General features: G+C 38.4%; 20 protein-coding genes. 17 read left to right on the forward strand and 3 right to left on the reverse strand.

Annotation, left to right across the window (positions count from 1 at the left end; all coding sequences use genetic code 11):
• Positions 1-17: 17 nt before the first annotated feature.
• The 14 genes from atpD to MKY88_RS03055 all read left to right on the forward strand — a co-directional run bounded on the left by atpD (position 18) and on the right by MKY88_RS03055 (position 10806).
• On the forward strand, positions 18-1433 hold the full coding sequence (gene atpD, locus MKY88_RS02990; RefSeq protein ID WP_025114766.1) for a F0F1 ATP synthase subunit beta: 1416 nt from the start codon (positions 18-20) through the stop codon (positions 1431-1433).
• Between the two features lie 24 nt (positions 1434-1457).
• Positions 1458-1865: a F0F1 ATP synthase subunit epsilon gene (locus MKY88_RS02995; RefSeq protein WP_193830896.1), complete on the forward strand. Its 408-nt coding sequence runs from the start codon at positions 1458-1460 to the stop codon at positions 1863-1865.
• A 77-nt stretch (positions 1866-1942) separates the two neighbouring features.
• A complete protein-coding gene (locus MKY88_RS03000; protein WP_340812978.1) occupies positions 1943-2182 on the forward strand; it encodes a DUF1146 family protein in 240 nt (79 codons plus the stop codon).
• 366 nt (positions 2183-2548) lie between these two features.
• Entirely contained in the window at positions 2549-3862 is a 1314-nt protein-coding gene (murA, locus tag MKY88_RS03005; protein ID WP_193830897.1) for a UDP-N-acetylglucosamine 1-carboxyvinyltransferase, read from the forward strand.
• An 82-nt stretch (positions 3863-3944) separates the two neighbouring features.
• Entirely contained in the window at positions 3945-4883 is a 939-nt protein-coding gene (spoIID, locus tag MKY88_RS03010; protein ID WP_445669164.1) for a stage II sporulation protein D, read from the forward strand.
• A gap of 37 nt (positions 4884-4920) precedes the next feature.
• Positions 4921-5598 carry a M23 family metallopeptidase gene (locus MKY88_RS03015; protein WP_340812980.1) on the forward strand — a complete coding sequence of 226 codons (678 nt, stop codon included), beginning with the start codon at positions 4921-4923 and terminating at the stop codon, positions 5596-5598.
• A gap of 156 nt (positions 5599-5754) precedes the next feature.
• Positions 5755-6015, forward strand: a complete 261-nt coding sequence (locus MKY88_RS03020; RefSeq protein WP_025114760.1) for a sporulation transcriptional regulator SpoIIID — start codon at positions 5755-5757, stop codon at positions 6013-6015.
• A 210-nt stretch (positions 6016-6225) separates the two neighbouring features.
• Positions 6226-7221 (forward strand): rod shape-determining protein, encoded by a 996-nt coding sequence (locus tag MKY88_RS03025; protein WP_008180529.1) that lies wholly within the window; start codon positions 6226-6228, stop codon positions 7219-7221.
• Between the two features lie 21 nt (positions 7222-7242).
• Positions 7243-8076, forward strand: coding sequence for a flagellar hook-basal body protein (locus MKY88_RS03030; protein WP_069480002.1), 834 nt, complete (start codon positions 7243-7245; stop codon positions 8074-8076).
• A gap of 30 nt (positions 8077-8106) precedes the next feature.
• Positions 8107-8946 carry a flagellar hook-basal body protein gene (locus tag MKY88_RS03035; RefSeq protein ID WP_340812981.1) on the forward strand — a complete coding sequence of 280 codons (840 nt, stop codon included), beginning with the start codon at positions 8107-8109 and terminating at the stop codon, positions 8944-8946.
• 42 nt (positions 8947-8988) lie between these two features.
• Positions 8989-9273: a DNA-directed RNA polymerase subunit beta gene (locus MKY88_RS03040; RefSeq protein WP_193830900.1), complete on the forward strand. Its 285-nt coding sequence runs from the start codon at positions 8989-8991 to the stop codon at positions 9271-9273.
• Between the two features lie 55 nt (positions 9274-9328).
• The gene (fabZ, locus tag MKY88_RS03045) at positions 9329-9772 is read left to right on the forward strand and encodes a 3-hydroxyacyl-ACP dehydratase FabZ (RefSeq protein WP_031418516.1); all 444 of its coding nucleotides are present in this window, start codon (positions 9329-9331) and stop codon (positions 9770-9772) included.
• Positions 9773-9921: 149 nt separating this feature from the next.
• The gene (locus MKY88_RS03050; RefSeq protein WP_340812982.1) at positions 9922-10305 is read left to right on the forward strand and encodes a hypothetical protein; all 384 of its coding nucleotides are present in this window, start codon (positions 9922-9924) and stop codon (positions 10303-10305) included.
• Between the two features lie 108 nt (positions 10306-10413).
• Positions 10414-10806 carry a hypothetical protein gene (locus tag MKY88_RS03055; protein ID WP_340812983.1) on the forward strand — a complete coding sequence of 131 codons (393 nt, stop codon included), beginning with the start codon at positions 10414-10416 and terminating at the stop codon, positions 10804-10806.
• Between the two features lie 200 nt (positions 10807-11006).
• Here the strand turns inward: MKY88_RS03055 and MKY88_RS03060 are convergent, their stop codons facing one another.
• Positions 11007-11432, reverse strand: a complete 426-nt coding sequence (locus MKY88_RS03060; RefSeq protein ID WP_340812984.1) for a YwpF family protein — start codon at positions 11430-11432, stop codon at positions 11007-11009.
• Between the two features lie 297 nt (positions 11433-11729).
• Between MKY88_RS03060 and MKY88_RS03065 the strand changes: the two genes are divergently transcribed.
• On the forward strand, positions 11730-12128 hold the full coding sequence (locus MKY88_RS03065; RefSeq protein ID WP_069480009.1) for a single-stranded DNA-binding protein: 399 nt from the start codon (positions 11730-11732) through the stop codon (positions 12126-12128).
• Positions 12129-12374: 246 nt separating this feature from the next.
• Here the strand turns inward: MKY88_RS03065 and MKY88_RS03070 are convergent, their stop codons facing one another.
• Both MKY88_RS03070 and MKY88_RS03075 read right to left on the reverse strand, forming a co-directional pair.
• Positions 12375-15149: a DEAD/DEAH box helicase gene (locus MKY88_RS03070; RefSeq protein WP_340812985.1), complete on the reverse strand. Its 2775-nt coding sequence runs from the start codon at positions 15147-15149 to the stop codon at positions 12375-12377.
• Positions 15146-16720, reverse strand: coding sequence for a hypothetical protein (locus MKY88_RS03075; protein WP_340812986.1), 1575 nt, complete (start codon positions 16718-16720; stop codon positions 15146-15148). Before MKY88_RS03075 ends, MKY88_RS03070 begins: the two co-directional genes overlap by 4 nt.
• Positions 16721-16925: 205 nt before the next feature.
• Between MKY88_RS03075 and MKY88_RS03080 the strand changes: the two genes are divergently transcribed.
• Positions 16926-17402 carry a transcriptional regulator gene (locus MKY88_RS03080; protein ID WP_069480012.1) on the forward strand — a complete coding sequence of 159 codons (477 nt, stop codon included), beginning with the start codon at positions 16926-16928 and terminating at the stop codon, positions 17400-17402.
• 200 nt (positions 17403-17602) lie between these two features.
• Positions 17603-18433, forward strand: coding sequence for a flagellin N-terminal helical domain-containing protein (locus MKY88_RS03085; RefSeq protein WP_340812987.1), 831 nt, complete (start codon positions 17603-17605; stop codon positions 18431-18433).
• The last annotated feature ends 22 nt before the right edge of the window (positions 18434-18455 follow it).

The following is an 18455-nucleotide window of genomic DNA, read 5'->3' on the forward strand; positions in this document are numbered from 1 at the left end:
TAGGAGGATACACAGTAATGAATAAAGGACATGTTATTCAAGTAATGGGTCCAGTTGTTGACGTAAAATTTGACAATGGCCAATTACCAGCAATCTATAACTCACTAACAGTTAAGATTGAACGTCCTAATGAAGAACCAACAATTCTTGCATTAGAAGTTGCGCTTCATTTAGGTGATGATTCTGTTCGTACAATTGCAATGTCATCTACTGATGGCTTACAACGTGGAGCAGAAGTAACAGACTCAGGAAAAGCTATCTCAGTACCAGTTGGTGAAGTTACTTTAGGTCGTGTATTCAACGTACTAGGTGAAGTAATCGACTTAGGTGAAGAGATTCCAGCTGACGCTCGTCGTGATTCAATTCACCGCGAAGCACCAACATTCGAAGAACTTTCAACTACAGTTGAAATTCTTGAAACAGGTATCAAAGTAGTAGACTTATTAGCACCATATATCAAAGGTGGTAAAATCGGTCTCTTCGGTGGTGCCGGCGTAGGTAAAACAGTATTAATCCAAGAATTAATTAATAACATCGCACAAGAGCACTCTGGTATCTCTGTATTCGCTGGTGTAGGTGAGCGTACTCGTGAAGGGAACGACTTATTCTTCGAGATGAGCGATTCAGGCGTTATCAAGCAAACAGCGATGGTATTCGGTCAAATGAACGAGCCACCAGGTGCACGTATGCGTGTAGCTTTAACTGGTCTTACAATGGCAGAATACTTCCGTGATGAGCAAGGTGCTGACGTACTTTTATTCATCGACAATATCTTCCGTTTCACGCAAGCAGGTTCTGAGGTTTCTGCCCTATTAGGTCGTATGCCTTCAGCGGTAGGTTACCAACCAACACTTGCTACAGAAATGGGTAAACTACAAGAGCGTATTACATCTACGAACAAAGGATCTGTAACTTCTATCCAAGCGATCTATGTACCAGCCGATGACTATACTGACCCGGCTCCAGCTACAACTTTCGCCCACTTAGATGCAACTACTAACCTTGAGCGTAAATTATCAGAAATGGGTATCTACCCTGCGGTTGACCCATTAGCTTCGACTTCACGTGCATTATCACCTGAAATCGTAGGCGCTGAGCACTATGCAATTGCTACTGGTGTACAACGTACAATCCAACGTTACCGTGAATTACAAGATATCATTGCAATTTTAGGTATGGATGAGTTATCTGATGAAGATAAACAAACAGTAGAACGTGCTCGTCGTATTCAATTCTTCTTATCACAAAACTTCCACGTAGCGGAACAATTCACTGGTCAAAAAGGTTCTTATGTACCTGTAAAAGAAACTGTTCGTTCATTCAAGGAAATCCTTGATGGCAAATGGGATCACCTACCAGAAGATGCTTTCCGTCTAGTTGGTTCAATTGATGAAGTAGTTGAAAAAGCGAAAAGCATGGGCGTAGAGGTTTAATACTAGGGACGAGGAGGAAAAAATATGAAGACAGTTCTAGTCAATATTGTCACTCCCGACGGCCCGGTATACGATTCTGAAGTATCAATGGTAATCGCTAAAACAACTTCAGGAGAAATCGGTGTTCTTGCAGGCCATATTCCAATGGTTGCTCCACTTGCAATTGGTGCAGTGAAGCTGAAAAAAGCAGACGGTTCTACTGACATTGTTGCTGTTAGCGGTGGTTTCATTGAAGTTCGTCCAGAAAAGATCTCTATTTTAGCGCCTTCTGCTGAAGTTGCTGTAAATATTGATATTCAACGTGCAAAAGAAGCCGTTAAACGTGCTGAAGGACGTCTTCAAGGTAAACAAGACAACATTGATTTCAAACGTGCTGACCTAGCATTAAAACGTGCGTTGAATCGTATCAACGTTCATGAGGGTAATATCTAATTCATTTTTAACGGGCAGATATAGCATCTGCCCGTTTTTTAAAGTGCTTAAATTATAGGACAGTTGGAGGGGGAAAAATGGAGCTTTATGAAGCAATAGGACAAGAAGCTTTATTAGGCATATTATCGCATTTGTTTTTTATAGCTATTACATTTTACGCATTACAGGCTTTTATGACAGAAAAATTATTCAAGAAGAATAGAGTATTTCAGATTCAACTTATTTATATTTTATTGAGTATTGTAATTGGTTCTGCTGTATCCAATTTCTTTCTACAAATATCTAACTGGTCTGGCAAACTTCCATATTTATTTTAAAGCATCGACCATATCAATTCGAATCTTACACCTCAGCACTACATACTTCAAAGGACTTTATAATAACATTTATGTGGCCCTTTGAACTATGTATAAAAAAACTTCTAAAAGTTGTTTTTTGTTCATACATCTTTGGGTATGTATTAGAAGCGAACTGGTTATTGGTCATTCACAAAAAAAAATTGATAGCGTACAATAAATAAATAGCAAAATATCTAATAATGCCTTAAAATAGTGATTTGGACGCTTGAATGGGCGTTGAAAAAGTTGTACTATAGAGTTGTTTGTTTACTGATTATGACATTATACTTCTTTATTAAAATAAAAATTCGGTAGGTTAATAGATTGAATTCGGAGGGACATAGGGTGGATAAAATAATAGTGACTGGCGGCCAAAAACTACAGGGAAAAGTACGTGTAGAGGGCGCAAAAAATGCAGTGTTACCAATCCTTGCAGCAGCTTTACTTGCTTCAAAGGGAGAGAATGTAATTAAAGAAGTCCCTAACTTAGCAGACGTCTTTACAATAAACGAAGTACTTAAAAGTTTAAATGCAGCAGTTACATATATACCTGAAGATAATGCCGTATATATAGATGCAACAAAAGAACTTTCTAGTGAAGCACAATTTGAGTTTGTTAGTAAAATGCGTGCATCTATTTTAGTAATGGGATCGTTGCTTGCGCGTAATGGCTATGCTCGTGTTGCGTTACCAGGAGGATGTGCAATCGGTTCTCGCCCAATTGAATTACATTTAAAAGGTTTCGAAGCAATGGGGGCGAAGATTTCATTTGGTCATGGCTATGTAGAGGCAAAGACAGAGGGTCGCTTAAAAGGAGCAAATGTATATTTAGACTTCCCAAGTGTTGGGGCGACTGAAAATATTATGACAGCAGCATCTCTAGCAGAAGGGACAACTGTGATTGAAAATGCTGCGAAGGAGCCTGAAATCGTTGACCTTGCTAACTTCATTAATAGTATGGGCGGGCGTGTAATTGGTGCTGGTACAAATACGATTCGTATCGAAGGAGTCGATACATTATATGGAGTAGAGCATCATATTATTCCCGACCGCATTGAGGCTGGTACATTTATGGTAGCAGCAGCTATTACTAAGGGAGATGTGGTCATTGAAAACGCAGTTCCTGAGCATATGACAGCTTTGATTGCAAAGATGCGAGAAATGGGCGTAGAAATTATAGAATTGGATGAAGGTATTCGTGTACGTGTTCCTCAGACATTAAAAGCTGTGGATATAAAAACAATGCCACATCCAGGCTTCCCGACAGATATGCAATCACAAATGATGGCGTTAATGTTGACTGCAGAAGGTACGAGTATCATTACAGAGACAGTATTTGAAAATCGTTTTATGCATGTTGAGGAGTTCCGTCGCATGAATGCGGGTGCTAAAATAGAAGGACGCTCTGTGTTTATTGAGGGGCCAGTAGAACTTCAGGGTGCTGAAGTAATGGCAACGGATTTACGAGCTGCGGCTGCACTGATTTTAGCAGGACTAGTATCAGAAGGAATTACACGTGTTACAAAACTTCACCATTTAGATCGTGGATATGTTGATTTCCATGGTAAATTGGCTTCTCTTGGGGCAAATATTGAACGTATTACGGATGAAGAAGTTGTGACAACTGAAGACATTTCTGTTGAATTACCTGCAAACTAATTTGATGTTAAAACCCTTTGCTTACATAAGCAGAGGGTCTTTTATTTCTCATAACTAAATGGTATCTAGCATATTATTCCTTATGAAAAATTGGATGATTAGTATAGGTGTCCTTTGTTTAATGGGAGTATTATATGTGCTTCCTGTTTTAGGATTAAGCGAAAGACGGGAGGAAGTGCAACCTCCAACAGCGGATGAAAAAGCTTGTGAAATATTTATAGAAGTGGAGGGACAAAAGGAAAAAATCCCTTTAGAGACGTATATAACCGGGGTAGTTGCGGCAGAAATGCCTGTTTCTTTTAAAAAGGAGGCATTGAAGGCTCAGGCGATTGCTGCACGTACTTATGCGTTAAAAACGACAAATTACGGTAAAAAAGCAATTGCACCGACTGTAGCAAGGCAAGTTTTTTATGATGAGAGTCAAAGAAAAGCGAATTGGGCTAGCAATTTCCTGGGAAATGAAAAGAAAATTGTCGAAGCTATCAATGAAACGAAAGGACAAGTTCTTCTTTATAATAATGATTTAATTACAGCTATGTTCCATTCAACAAGCAATGGACAAACAGAAAGTGCCTACGGTTATAGTGGAAATAACATTCCATATTTGCAAAGTGTTGCAAGTATTTCAGATCAAAGCTCTCCGAAATTTGAGGCAGAGCAAGAGTGGTCGCTAGCACAATGGAATAAATTATGGCCAATACAATGGCAAGCTAGTGATTTTAATCGTATACAGCTATTTTACAATGACTCAGGGCGTGTGGAGCGTCTACAGTTAGGGAATAATGTTTGGACAGGGAGAGAGGTTCGAACGTTTCTTGGAATACCATCCACTGACTTTTCAATTGTCTATAATAGTAATACTAGAAAGGTTCATGTGAAAACTAAAGGATATGGTCATGGAGTAGGAATGAGTCAATACGGAGCAGAGGCTATGGCAAATGACGGGAAAACTGCTGCTGAAATTTTACACTATTATTATCAAGATATTGAAATAAAAAAAATAGATGCATGTTTAAAATAACTTCTAGTTGTTCACACTGCAACTAGAGGTGATGAAAATGAGAGAGGATAAAAATAATAAAGCTTCTCAAAACCAGAATCCAAATAAAAAGGAAAATGGTCAGTTACAAAAGAAACCATGGTTTTGGCCAGTAGTTTACACAGGTGGTGCACTAGTTCTAGCAGGATTGTTATTTGGTTACAATAGTCTCGTATCTAAAGTAGAAGAGGCTCCGTTACCAGATTTAGCAGAAGTTGATTCAGGTCCTGTAGTAGAAACAAATGCACGTACCGAAAACATGATGTATCCATTCAAAGAAGAGAGCCTTAGTAAAGTACAAATCTTACAAGAGTTTTATGAGCTAGAAGCGAATGAAGAGTCTCGTGAAAATGCACTAATGGTATTTAATCAAACATTTACAACGTCTTCTGGTATCTCTATTGCTATGAATGGTGAAGAATTTGAAGTACTAGCTGCTATGAGTGGTAAAGTACTAGAAGTAAAACTAGACGCATTTACAGGCAATAAAATTGTTATCGAGCATCCAAACGGCATGCAAAGTCATTATAGCTCTGTAAAAGATATCGCTGTAAAAGAAGGCGATGAGGTTACACAAGGTCAAGCTTTAGGAAAAGCGACTGATAACGAGTGGAATCAAGCAGCTGGCGTCCATATGCATTTCGAAGTAGTTGAAGACGGAAAATATATTAATCCGAAAAAATTACTAGCTTTTTAATTCTAAAAGCTAGTAACGCATAAAAAATCAGCATTTTATTAGGAAAATGCAGAACATGTTCTGAATAGCTTCGTCCTTACATAAGGTGAAGAAATGCGCAAATGTGCATCTGATTGCCAAAGCATTTTGTGAAATTGTGTGGAAAGGACGAAGAACGTGCATGAGCACATTCGGAAGCGCTGCATACGCCTCGGTGAATTACTGATTGAGACGCGTGAGACTGTGCGTGTCCTCGCGAAAATGACTGGTTATTCAAAAAGTACGGTGCACAAAGATTTAACAGAGCGATTACCAACAATTCATGAAGGATTAGCTGACCAAGTGAAGGAAATACTCGCCTACCATAAGGCCGTACGTCATATTCGCGGAGGAGAAGCAACGAAAAACAAGTGGAAAGAAAGAGCGAGTCAAGATTGATTCGTTCTTTTTTGTTGTGTGGACACGCATAAATTAAAATTTTTTAAGGTAAAGTAATACTATATTATTGCCGTCCAGAACATGAAAAGAAAACAGTCTTTATCATTAAATTCAGGGTGAAATTACCAATAGAATATGATAAAATATTCTAGATAAAGAGATAAAATGAACGTTATGTAGTTGGAACTGGCGGGAAGGAGAAATTATAAAATGTTTTCGAAAGATATCGGCATTGACTTAGGTACTGCGAACGTATTAATCCACGTTAAAGGTAAGGGGATCGTCCTTAATGAACCATCTGTAGTGGCTATTGATAAAAAGACAAATAAAGTATTAGCGGTAGGGGAAGAAGCTCGCCAAATGGTAGGGAGAACGCCAGGTAATATTACAGCAATTCGCCCACTTAGAGATGGAGTCATTGCAGATTTTGATGTGACTGAAGCGATGTTAAGACATTTCATCAATAAATTAAATGTCAAAGGATTTTTAGCAAAGCCACGTATTTTAATTTGTTGTCCAACGAATATTACAAGTGTTGAGCAAAAGGCAATCCGTGAAGCGGCAGAGAAATCAGGCGGTAAAAAAGTATATTTAGAGGAAGAACCAAAAGTAGCAGCGATTGGTGCAGGTATGGATATCTTCCAACCAAGCGGGAATATGGTAGTTGATATCGGCGGTGGAACAACAGATATTGCTGTTCTTTCAATGGGTGATATTGTCACAAGTGAATCCATTAAAGTGGCAGGAGATGTGTTTGATAACGATATTTTACAATATATTAAAAAAGAATATAAACTGCTAATTGGTGAACGCACAGCAGAAGCCATCAAAATGACAATCGGAACAGTTTTCAAAGGTAGTCGTAATGATACAATGGATATCCGAGGTCGTGACATGGTGACAGGTTTACCACGGACAATTTCTATTCATTCTGAAGAGATCGAACGTGCATTACACGAATCTGTAGCAATGATCGTTCAATCTGCAAAAAATGTTTTAGAAAAAACACCACCTGAGCTATCGGCTGATATCATTGATCGCGGTGTTATTATTACTGGTGGCGGAGCACTTTTACATGGTATGGATCAACTATTAATTGAAGAATTAAAAGTACCTGTCTTCATTGCTGAAAGACCTATGGATTGTGTAGCTATTGGTACAGGCATTATGCTCGAAAATATAGATCGTGTGCCAGCGTCCTTATAAAAATAAAATGAGGTGATCTCTTTGTTTAAAGGTTTTTATACAGTTGCAACCGGTATGATCACGCAACAAAGAAGAACAGAATTACTATCCAACAATCTAGCCAATGCGAATACACCAGGATTTAAGGCAGACCAATCAACGATTCGTTCATTTCCGGATATGTTGATGTCTAGCATCGGAAAAACAAATGCGCCTGCCAATCAACAAGCTGGTGCCGAATATATGAATCAAGTAGGCGCTTTAAATACTGGGACATATTTACAAGAAACATTACCAAATTACATACAGGGCCAAATCTATAGCACTGATTTTACAACAGATATGGCATTGATTGATGGAAATTTACCACAAAATGAAGAGGGGGTATCTGGCTCAATATTCTTCAGATTAGCACATCCAGATGGTGGAGAAGCCTACACACGTAATGGTAATTTTACTTTGGATGGCCAAGGTTATTTAGTAAATGGGCAAGGCCTTTACGTGTTAAATGATGTTGGACAACGAATCCAGTTACCTAATGATGATTTCCGCCTCGATGAAAGTGGCGCCATATACATTAATAATCAGCAAGTAGCGCGAGTAGGCGTATCATATGCTGCCAATCCGAATATGCTACAGAAACAAGATAACGGTCTTATTCGGACAGAAAATGGCGTAAACCTGCCATCAGCCTATGGCGCGAATGGTGTTTCCTTTACATTACGTCAAAACTTCTTAGAAGGCTCCAACGTAGATTCTGGTCGTGCCATGACAGATTTAATGACAGCGTACCGAGCATTTGAAGCCAATCAAAAAGTATTACAAGCTTATGATCGCAGCATGGAAAAGGCTGTTAATGAAATCGGTAAAATTTAACGCACGAACAGAACAGGAGGCTTTTTATAAATGCTACGTACAATGATTACAGCAACTAATACAATGGGCCAATTACAAAATAAACTTGATACGATTAGTAATAACATTGCCAATAGTAATACAACAGGCTTTAAAGCGAAGGAAGCATCTTTCAATGAGTTACTCTATCAACAGTATAATAATGACAAACTGGATCGTGCTGAACGACAAACACCTGTTGGTATTCGCTATGGATCAGGCGCAATGCTTGGTCAAATTAAATCCAACCAAAAGCAAGGTTCTTTGCAGACGACTAATCGAGATTTGGACTTAGCCTTTACAACAGCAAAGCAATATTTCAATATTTTAATGCCAAATGATGAAAATGGAACCGAAACAGTGTATACTCGACAAGGTGACTTTTATTTATCGCCGCTAAATAATGGAACAGTTATGCTAGTAACGGCTGAGGGATACCCAGTGGCAAATGCTGCTGGACAAGCTATTACATTACCAGATAATGTGCAAAGATTTTCAGTACGAGATGGTGGTATACTAGAAGCATCTTATCCAAATGGCGATATCATTCGTACGGATTTAGCGGTAACAGAATTCCAAAAACCGCAACTAATGGAACATGTTTCAGGTTCTTATGTTGGATTACCAGACAACCTTGCTGAACTTGGCTTTAGACAAGCTGAAGTTTTAACAGAGCTAGTAGGTGCAAACCGCCAGCAAATCGGCCTGCAAGGTGGTACTTTAGAAATGTCCAATGTTAACCTCTCAAAGGAAATGACAGAACTAATTCAAACACAACGTTCCTATCAATTCAATGCAAGAACGGTTACATTAGCAGATCAAATGCTTGGTCTAATCAATGGTATTCGATAGGAAGTCATCCTAAAAAGCAAGGAATGAAGAGGAGTACAATTTATGACAAACGATTCACGTCGACGTTCTGTGCCGACACAAGAAACCGATACGCAACCAGAAAATAAAGAACGCCGCTCAAATGGAGAGCAACGCGAGGTTCGATGGGTGCAAATCCGACTGATTCCGATTTGGTTACGCATTGTAATTGTTCTCATCTTAGTTGTTACTGCCGCAACATTAGGCGCAATGGTTGGCTTTAGTGTTATTGGAGAAGGAAATGCTATGGATATTTTCAAAAGAGAAACATGGCAACATATATTCGATATTATGCATGGTAAAGAATAATTTTATTCTTTACCTTACTTTGTGTATACATACTTTATTTTGAGGGGGAAATGAAATGTTAACAGCAGAGCAAATTCAAGCAATTTTACCACACCGCTATCCATTTCTATTTGTAGATCGTATTATTGAATTAGAAGAAGGAAAACGTGCAGTAGGCTTAAAAAATGTTTCTATGAATGAGGACTTCTTTAATGGGCACTTCCCAGGATATCCAGTAATGCCAGGTGTGCTAATTGTAGAGGCGTTAGCACAAGTAGGTGGAGTAGCTCTTTTAAATGCCGAAGAATTTAAAGGACGTTTGGCATTTTTAACGGGTGTTGATAACTGCCGTTTCAAACGTCAAGTAGTACCTGGGGACCAACTTAAATTAGAAGTGGAGTTTGTAAAACTTCGTGGTTCAATGGGTAAAGGACATGGCGTAGCAACTGTGGACGGGGAACTTGTATGTGAAGCGGATATTCTATTTGCAATTGGGCCGGAGCAGCCAAAGCAAGCATAATTTGCATTTATAGACCAAAAGATATAAAATAGATAAAGTCAAGTCAAAAATTGAGACTAGTAGGTTCTTAAATTGCGATGGCGATTATGCGATTGTGAATTGAAATAGATGTAATTTTAAGGTTTTACGAACGTAGGAGGATTATTAAGATGTATAAGGAATTGTCTTCAGGTATTAAAATTAGCATTACTCGTTCGATTTCAACATCTTTTGAAACATACTTAGCAAGTATTGGTTGGGATGAAGAGCGCTTTTCTATGGAAGACTTCATTGCAAGCTGGCAGACTTATTTCCAAGAGAATGCAGCATGGATCGAAAAAATTCCAGCCGAAACATTAATGAGTGCAGAGTTTCATGAAGAGATGGCACAAAAAATTGATGAGGTCATTGCCAAAATTTTAAATGAAGAACCAACAGCACAGCAAGTTGAAACAATCGAGGCATTGCAAAATGAGCTAGGCACAGACTATAGCTATGACTGTAAAGCAGAAGCAGCATATATTGAACAGTTGTTAAAAGAAAAACAAAAATAGTTTGAACAAAAATCGGATAGTTCCCTCCTTTCTCGGGCAATCTATGTTAGATCACAAATACACATGATGTATTTGATGACATAGTACCAAGAAAGGAGGTTTTTTACTATGTGGAAAATGTCATTTTTAACCATTATTCTGGCTACTGTATTCCTTGGAGGATGTAACTGGGGAAATCGTGCAGTTGAAGATCATCCTGTGAGAGACGCAGAGACTGACGTTCGTAATGGTGTGGATCGTGTCGAGGATGCATTAGATCCGAATAATCGAAACGATGCATACGATCGAAATGTAAATGGTGTTGAACGAGGTACTGTAAATGAAAATACAACATTACCTGAAGCGACAACACCTGGGTCAAATGCTGATATTAACAGCACAAATGGCTATGACAACGTACCAAACGCGAATGGCGTAAACGGTGTTGAACGTAATGACAACATGGTGGATGAAAAAGCCAACGACACTGAGAAGTATCGTGACGGTATGAACAACCGATAATATCAAAAGAGTGTTTCCTACATGGAAAACACTCTTTTTTTATGAGTCAGGGAAGCGAAGTAGTTATATAAATATAATATTTTACGCCATTCATGATCTTGTTCACTAAAAACTTGTGCTTACAAGCCCTCATCTCACAGAAAAATCTCCAAGATTGTGCAAACGTTTCTTATAAAAAAACGATGCAAAAATTTGCATCGTCAGTCATTCTTCAATTTTGGTCGCTGCTTCATATCTTTTGTAAAGCGTTCCAGTAAATGTTCTAAAGAAACACCTTCAGCTAGTAGTTCAGAAAGCAATTGTTCAGCATATTTAGAGCGTTTTATTTTCAGTGTACCTTTTAAAAGTACTGATACATGGTCACCGATTTCTTGAACAGTATGTACGATTACCTGGAAAGGAGCGGGTTCATTATCGGGAAATGAAATAACGGCACGTACATTAAAAATAGTAGCAGTCGCTAAGAGCTCATCAAAGGTTGAGCGATATTGTTTTTCCATAAACGATTCGAGTACCCAAGACTGATGGCTATTTTCCTGATTAATAATAATGCCATCGACTAAAGGGAATGGTTGCACGCCATCTTTTGTGACAAGGTCAAAGGAAAGCATTTTAAATGTTTTCATTATGTATATTCCTCCTAAGTCTGTCATTCTTTTAGTATAACACATAAGGCTACGGTTGTTGGCCATACGCACCTGCTTGTTAATTTCAATAAATGCGAAATTGCTGATTTCATGAAATAGCATTTGCCATTACTGCCTAAAGCATTCTGGTGAAAAAATAAGAAAAAAAAGAAAAATACAACAAGTAATTTACCTATTTTATGCTGAAGTATCGCAGTAAATTATCATTTTTCGGTTTTGCTAATATTGGAATCATTTTGTAAGATGAGAGCAATCCAAAGCAAAGGAGGTGAATGAATGAATCAAGTCGGACTGGTCGGAAGGTTTACGAAAGATCCAGTATTACGCTACTTATCTGGAAATCGTGTGCAGACTCATTTTTCAATCGCCATTAATCGCAATTTCAAAAATATTCATGGGGAAGTAGACACAGATTTCATATTCTGTACAGTTTGGGGAAGGCTTGCAGAACATATTGTCAAATATTGCGGTAAAGGCTCATTAATTGGTGCATATGGCCGTATTCAAACAAGGTCATTTGTAAATGAAGAAAACACTAAAATTTTTATGACAGAAGTAGTGGTCGAAGATGTTCGATTTTATCAGCTTAAACAAAGGGACAGTGACGAAGCTTCTATTGTGACGCCACCTCCTTCGAATGAACAGGAAGACTTAAAAGACTTTGTATTGCCATAGCATGCTACATACGGCGCAGGAAAAATTATTGTCTGATCCGCCATTCTCCTTAAACTTCTTGCACCGTTGTAACAGAAAGGAATGATGTGGACTAACTTTTACCGAAAAGTTGCTGTAGACCGCACAGCAATGAAATTTTTAACACAACTGAATATGAATATGAAGTAAGTAGGGAAGAGAAGAGAAGAGAAGTAAACATGGTTCCACTGAAAAAGCGCCAAGAACTTTTGTCCTTGGCGCTTGTCATTAATATATATCTAATGAAATAAGGTCACGAAGTTCTTGATCCTCCAATTCAGTCAACCACTGGCTTGATTGAATAAGTTCTTCTGATAGCGCTGATTTTTGCGCTAGCATTTTATCTATCTTTTCTTCAATTGTGCCAAGTGTTACAAATTTATGGACTTGCACAAATTGTGTTTGACCGATGCGATAAGCACGATCGGTTGCCTGATTTTCGACAGCTGGATTCCACCAGCGATCAGCATGTAAGACATGATTAGCAGCTGTTAAATTTAATCCTGTTCCACCTGCTTTTAAGGAGAGAATAAATATTGGGAAATCTCCTGCCTGAAACGCCTCTACTAAGCGGTCTCGTTGCTGCTTAGGCATGGCACCTGTTAAAAAAGGTGCATCTACATTGTATAATTCACTTAAACAATGCTGTAGCAATTGTCCCATTCCAATATACTGTGTAAAAATCAGACATTGCTCGCCATTGTCCACAATTTCAGCCGCCATTTGCACAATGCGCTCTAACTTTGCCGAACGTGCAAGCATTGTTTCGGCATCCTCGAAAGGTTCCTTTAAATATAGGGCAGGATGATTACATAGTTGTTTTAATTTACTGAGCATTTTTAAGACGCGTCCCTTTTTTTGAAAGCCTGTTAACTCTTCTAGCTGATCAAGGGTTTCTAAAATATAGCCTTCATAAAGAGAAGCTTGCTCGGCTGTTAATGGGCAATACTCATTTGATTCTAGCTTATCTGGCAAGTTCAGCTGCAAATGCGGATCTCGTTTTGTCCTACGTAATAAGAATGGTTGAATTTTCGTTCGTAGCTTTTGTTTATGGGATTCAGATTCATCTCGTTCTATGGGCAATATAAATTCTTCATTAAAGCGACCAAAGCTACCTAAATAGCCTTTATGAATAAAATCAAAGATAGCCCAAAGCTCAGATAGACGGTTTTCTACAGGAGTGCCAGTCAGGGCAATGTGATGATCACCCAGTAATTTACGAATGGCTTTTGATTGTAAGGTCTGCATGTTTTTAATATTTTGAGCTTCATCTAATACAACAGTTGCCCAGTCAATATTCTGTAAAAATTCAGTATCCTGTGACACAGTACCATAGGTTGATAAAATGACATGTGGCTTATCAATCGATATCATTTTTTGGAAATCATCATCTTTTGCACGGTTAGTTTGGTAATGAGTATGGACAATTAGTGAAGGAGCGAATCGAGCAAGCTCCTTCTGCCAGTTACCAAGCACTGAGGTAGGGCAAATAATAATGGATGGTTTTGTGTAATCAGCTACTGTTTCATATATATGAAGTAAATAGGATATCATCTGAACCGTTTTACCAAGCCCCATATCATCGGCTAGGCATGCACCAAAACCTTGCTGACGCATAAAGACTAGCCATTCAAAGCCATCAATTTGATAAGGACGTAATTCTGTTTGTAATGACTCTGGAATTGGTACAGCAGGTAAACCCTTTTTGTCTAAGAGCTGTTCCATATAAGCCTTTAACGATTGTTGTATCTCCAATGCAAAGATAGGATCATCCCGAAGAGCATCGTCAGCATCCTCTTCTTCAAGAGGTGCAGATAAATCTTCGGGCAATTCCCTGAATAGTAATTCTCGGACAGTCCAGCTCTCATCTTCTGCCTGCTGCATTAGAGCACGCATTTCTTGCATCCAGTTAGCGTCAACACGGAACCATTCTGTACCTATTCGAATAAATTCACGCTTTTCTTCCACCAACTTTTTAAATTGCTCAGGTGAAATCGTCTGTCCATTCATCGAAAATTGCCACTTGAACGTTAAAATATCATCTAATCCAGCGACTTTTTTTGTGGATGCATTGCTAGTTGTAACACGGACCCGGAATTTGGATTGTTTTAAATCCTTTAGCCATGCAGGAAGTACAACATCAAAGCCAAGTGCCTGTAATCTGGCAAGATCCTCACGTAAAAAAGATCGTACCTCCATGTCTTCAAGTGTCACACGAATAAAGGCTTCGCTACTGATAGCATCTTTAGATAGTAGATCGACTATTTGTTGTTGTTGCTGCTCAATTACAGTTGCAAACATTCGCCATTTTGTAGGCAGTGCATCTTCGATAAGTAATGACTGCTTACGAATGGCAGGTGTCCAGTAATTTTTTGTAGTAGCAGTACTAAGGACCGTTTCTAATAGCCAGACATCGGAATCTTCTTCTGGTTCACTTAATCGTAAAGACACTGTGATGGCACCGACTTGGCGAGTTTGATCTAATGGCCAGCCACCTCGTAAGAAAAAGGGCAATAGCTTTGGTAAATCAGAAAATAATAGTCCTACTTGTGAAAGTTTTTGCTGCACCGCCATTTCTAATAATGCAGAATCTATATCATCTATAGGAAAGGTTAGTGTAGAAAAATCTTCTGCAATGACAGCATGTGACCAAAGTGAGGGCTCCTGCCAATAATCTTGTAAAGCCAATACTTTACCTAGCCATTCTTTACTATCTTCATTTACACCAACCCAGCTGATAAAGGGATGTTGATAGCTTGATGAAAAAATATCAAGAAGCTCAGCAGTGGACACCTCAATTGTTAAATCTGCCTGATTTGTTAGTAAGCCATAGATATTTGCCTCATACGTAAAGAACAATGAAGATTTGAATGTTTCTACGTCGATTGTTGTACCATTTTCAGTAAAGCCTCGCAACGTAAAATATCCTTCCCGAGCTACATCAATACGAAGCTGTTGAGTTTTAGAAAAAGGGGAAGGAGAATTGGCATTTATTGTCATCATACTAAGTTTCCTTTCTCGATTTCTTCCTGTAACGCACGGAGTCGTTTATATTCTGAACGGATTGTTTGTATATACGTTTCAAAATAAGCTGTTTTACCAGCGCGTTTTGCGGCACTACGCATACTTTTCCAAATGCGCACTGCCTGTTTATAATTCATGCGTGATTTTTGGGCAATTTCCGCCATTGCATATACATGATATAAAGGTAAAACCGTAGCCGGTTCAACTTGTAACACATCCTTTAATCCACACATCTCTAAATAAGATAGTGAAGAAGGATTTAATTGATGAAGAGCTGCCCAATCTCGATAACGTCCTTTTTTAATTAAGAACGAAGAGAATGGCTGAAGGCCGTAGACTCCAAAGGCGCTGTATAGAATGGCTTCCTCTTCCTCGGTAAGCTGTATTTCATCAAATAAAAGCTGGAATTGACGAACATACTGAGCTCGTTGTACAACTGGCACGACTTCCTGTAAAAAGGCTTCTGTCATTGGCAGTATCGCTCGTAAAATAATAGCCAGCGCATCTGATTCGCCAGCACGTTGAGCAAAAGTAGCGAGTTCAAATAGATCCTGCATATGATGCAAATTAATATGTGTCAAACTTTCAAGCAGTAAGTCCTCTTTTTGTAAGAGTACATAAAATAATAATCTTAATGATTCTAAGGATATTTCTGCTGAAGGGTTTTCAAGATTATTTATATAATCTAATTCCTGCTCACGACGAGGCTTTTCATAAAAAAGCACCGCCCAAAGTAGCATGTATAGGCGAAGTCGATTTGGAAATAATCCATGTCGTTCTAATAAAAACTTTCGTACTTCCTCTTGGAGAGCATCATAAAACGGATCAGTCGCGAAAAGTCGAGAACGATTAGTCAGCTCTGTTAGTATGCTCTCGAAAGATTGACTACTTTGATCAATAAAGTATTTCATATAAGGAGAATCCAATGAATGACCAGGTGTTTCATTTAAATGTCGCCAGATAGAATTGAAAATGGCTAACTCCATATACAGTTTATAAAGAGGTTGCCATTCACGCTCAAAGGGCATATGTCTACGCAGACGGTCCAATGCATCGGTCCTTATAGCAGAAAGGCCATAGCCTTCTAAAACGCGACCCGGTGGCAATAATCGTTTCATTACTTCTTCAACCATCATTGACCAACTTTGAGGGCTACGTTCATCAGCTAATGATTTTAACTGGACAGATTTTTGAACACGCCAAGCACTAGACCAATTTTGAACTGAATCAAAGTACTGGTAGAGAGCAAGTAAAGTACCTACCTGATGTCGACACCATTTTGGCTGAGGACAGCTACAGCGTAACTCTTCCTTGGCGAAATCAATTTCAACAGAAGCGGGTCTGACATCCTGGACAGTTGCATATAATATAGAACTGGCTCCATTAAAACGGTCAAAAATAATGGACTTATTTCTAACCGAAAAGACAGCACGACGGACTAGTTCTTCATCTTCCGTAGAGGAAGGATGTAAATCATGTTCAGCTTCTTTTAATTTAGTTAACACGAATTCTTGATGCTCTTTAGCCAATTGCGATATTGACAATGCCATCACCTCACTCCTTTCTTCATATATGGCTATGTTTAATATGGATTAATTGTAGTAAAGGAAAAAAGACTGTCCTTCCATTATACGATTAAAATGCGGCAATGATAAGCTGAATGATCAGAAAGAAATAAATTGATTCAAAGATAGTTAACAAGACTTTTGATTTGTGTTAAAATCTGAATAATCAGATAATTAGGAGGGATGAAGGATGATGCAAGTTCAATACATGAAGCCGTTTTATACAAAAATTACTGGAGACAAATTACGTCTCGTATTTGCTTATCAATATTTCTCTATTTTAAAAGAGAATGAGATTTTCCATTTCATTCCCATAGAAGGTAAAGAGATGATTATCAACATGAAGACACAGCAAATTGAAAATTTATCTGAGGTGTTTGTTTTCCAAAAGGGCAATCGATTTATTCGATTACCACTTTATCAGCTATTACTTATTACCAACGTCCATGATCATCTGGCACCTATACTTGAAAGCGCTACACCAAAACAACAACTTCCGCTTGTTTCTACAGTGACTGTAGGTGAAATTGATCAACTTATTACAGAGATTGAAATTAGAAATCTAGATAACTTAATCGATCAAGCATTATTAGAGAACAATAAATCACTCTTTTTTAATCTATTACAGCAAAAGAACCATCAACTTGGAGGTTTCACAATTGAATAGATGGTATGCCCATTAAGCGCCCACTTTTCTTACTAGGAGAAGGGGTGCTTTTATTATCAAGGGTAGGTCAAAAGTTTAGGATTAAGAATATTTTTTCTACAAATAGTTAATAAATCCTGATATATTGGAAACTATTTCCGAACTAAGTATTAAAAAAATGGAGGATAGACCGATATAAGTGACAAGAGGGTGGTGAGTAAATGTTAGGTAATTGGTCGGCTACGGGGATGTCGATCCTGAATAATATGAATCGACATTACGGTGCCATGAGTAAGGCAATGCTACGAATTTCTACAGGTTACCGAATTAATAGTGCAGCAGATGATCCAGCTGGTCTTGCCATTTCTGAAAAAATGCGTGCTCAAATTCGTGGATTGAATATGGCGGCAAAAAATATACAGGATGGCATCTCATTAGTGCAGACAGCAGAGGGTGCATTAAATGAGACACATGCAATGATTCAGCGTATGCGAGAACTAGCAGTGGAGGCAGCCAATGATACATTAACGGATGAGGATCGGAAACAACTTGATTTGGAGTTCCAAGAGCTAAAAAAGGAAATTCAACGTATATCAACTGATACCGAATTTAATACAAAAACATTACTGAATGGCGATTATGAAACAAATGGGATTAAAATTCAGGCAGGTGCCAACGCAGGACAGAGCATTGAACTGTTGATCAATGGTGTCGGTTCAGAAGCACTTGGTTTGAAAGATGTTTCGATTGCTACTAGGGATGAGGCAGATAAGGCTATCTCTTCTATGGATGATGCTTTAAAACGCGTATCTAATGAACGCTCTCGTCTAGGTGCCTATCAAAACCGTTTGGAACACGCCTATAATGCCAATGTGAACACCGCAGAAAATTTACAAGCAGCCGAGTCACGAATTCGAGACGCTGATATTGCAAAAGAGATGATGAATATGATAAAAGCCCAGATTTTAATGCAGGCCAGTCAATATATCTTGGCGATGCATATGCAGCAGGCACAGTCCGTTTTAAAATTATTAGAAGTCGGAAAAAAATGATGAATTTCAATTAATATTGAAA

It is taken from the genome of Lysinibacillus sp. FSL R7-0073 (assembly GCF_038009065.1).
GTDB classification, from domain to species: domain Bacteria; phylum Bacillota; class Bacilli; order Bacillales_A; family Planococcaceae; genus Lysinibacillus; species Lysinibacillus fusiformis.

What these genes read in the sequence shown, in the direction of transcription:
- atpD (WP_025114766.1), top strand. Translation starts at nt 18, where the DNA reads ATGAATAAAGGACATGTTATTCAAGTAATGGGTCCAGTTGTTGACGTA.
- MKY88_RS02995 (WP_193830896.1), top strand. Translation starts at nt 1,458, where the DNA reads ATGAAGACAGTTCTAGTCAATATTGTCACTCCCGACGGCCCGGTATAC.
- MKY88_RS03000 (WP_340812978.1), top strand. Translation starts at nt 1,943, where the DNA reads ATGGAGCTTTATGAAGCAATAGGACAAGAAGCTTTATTAGGCATATTA.
- spoIID (WP_445669164.1), top strand. Translation starts at nt 3,945, where the DNA reads ATGAAAAATTGGATGATTAGTATAGGTGTCCTTTGTTTAATGGGAGTA.
- MKY88_RS03015 (WP_340812980.1), top strand. Translation starts at nt 4,921, where the DNA reads ATGAGAGAGGATAAAAATAATAAAGCTTCTCAAAACCAGAATCCAAAT.
- MKY88_RS03025 (WP_008180529.1), top strand. Translation starts at nt 6,226, where the DNA reads ATGTTTTCGAAAGATATCGGCATTGACTTAGGTACTGCGAACGTATTA.
- MKY88_RS03035 (WP_340812981.1), top strand. Translation starts at nt 8,107, where the DNA reads ATGCTACGTACAATGATTACAGCAACTAATACAATGGGCCAATTACAA.
- MKY88_RS03040 (WP_193830900.1), top strand. Translation starts at nt 8,989, where the DNA reads ATGACAAACGATTCACGTCGACGTTCTGTGCCGACACAAGAAACCGAT.
- fabZ (WP_031418516.1), top strand. Translation starts at nt 9,329, where the DNA reads ATGTTAACAGCAGAGCAAATTCAAGCAATTTTACCACACCGCTATCCA.
- MKY88_RS03050 (WP_340812982.1), top strand. Translation starts at nt 9,922, where the DNA reads ATGTATAAGGAATTGTCTTCAGGTATTAAAATTAGCATTACTCGTTCG.
- MKY88_RS03055 (WP_340812983.1), top strand. Translation starts at nt 10,414, where the DNA reads ATGTGGAAAATGTCATTTTTAACCATTATTCTGGCTACTGTATTCCTT.
- MKY88_RS03060 (WP_340812984.1), bottom strand. Translation starts at nt 11,432, where the DNA reads ATGAAAACATTTAAAATGCTTTCCTTTGACCTTGTCACAAAAGATGGC.
- MKY88_RS03065 (WP_069480009.1), top strand. Translation starts at nt 11,730, where the DNA reads ATGAATCAAGTCGGACTGGTCGGAAGGTTTACGAAAGATCCAGTATTA.
- MKY88_RS03070 (WP_340812985.1), bottom strand. Translation starts at nt 15,149, where the DNA reads ATGATGACAATAAATGCCAATTCTCCTTCCCCTTTTTCTAAAACTCAA.
- MKY88_RS03075 (WP_340812986.1), bottom strand. Translation starts at nt 16,720, where the DNA reads ATGGCATTGTCAATATCGCAATTGGCTAAAGAGCATCAAGAATTCGTG.
- MKY88_RS03080 (WP_069480012.1), top strand. Translation starts at nt 16,926, where the DNA reads ATGATGCAAGTTCAATACATGAAGCCGTTTTATACAAAAATTACTGGA.
- MKY88_RS03085 (WP_340812987.1), top strand. Translation starts at nt 17,603, where the DNA reads ATGTTAGGTAATTGGTCGGCTACGGGGATGTCGATCCTGAATAATATG.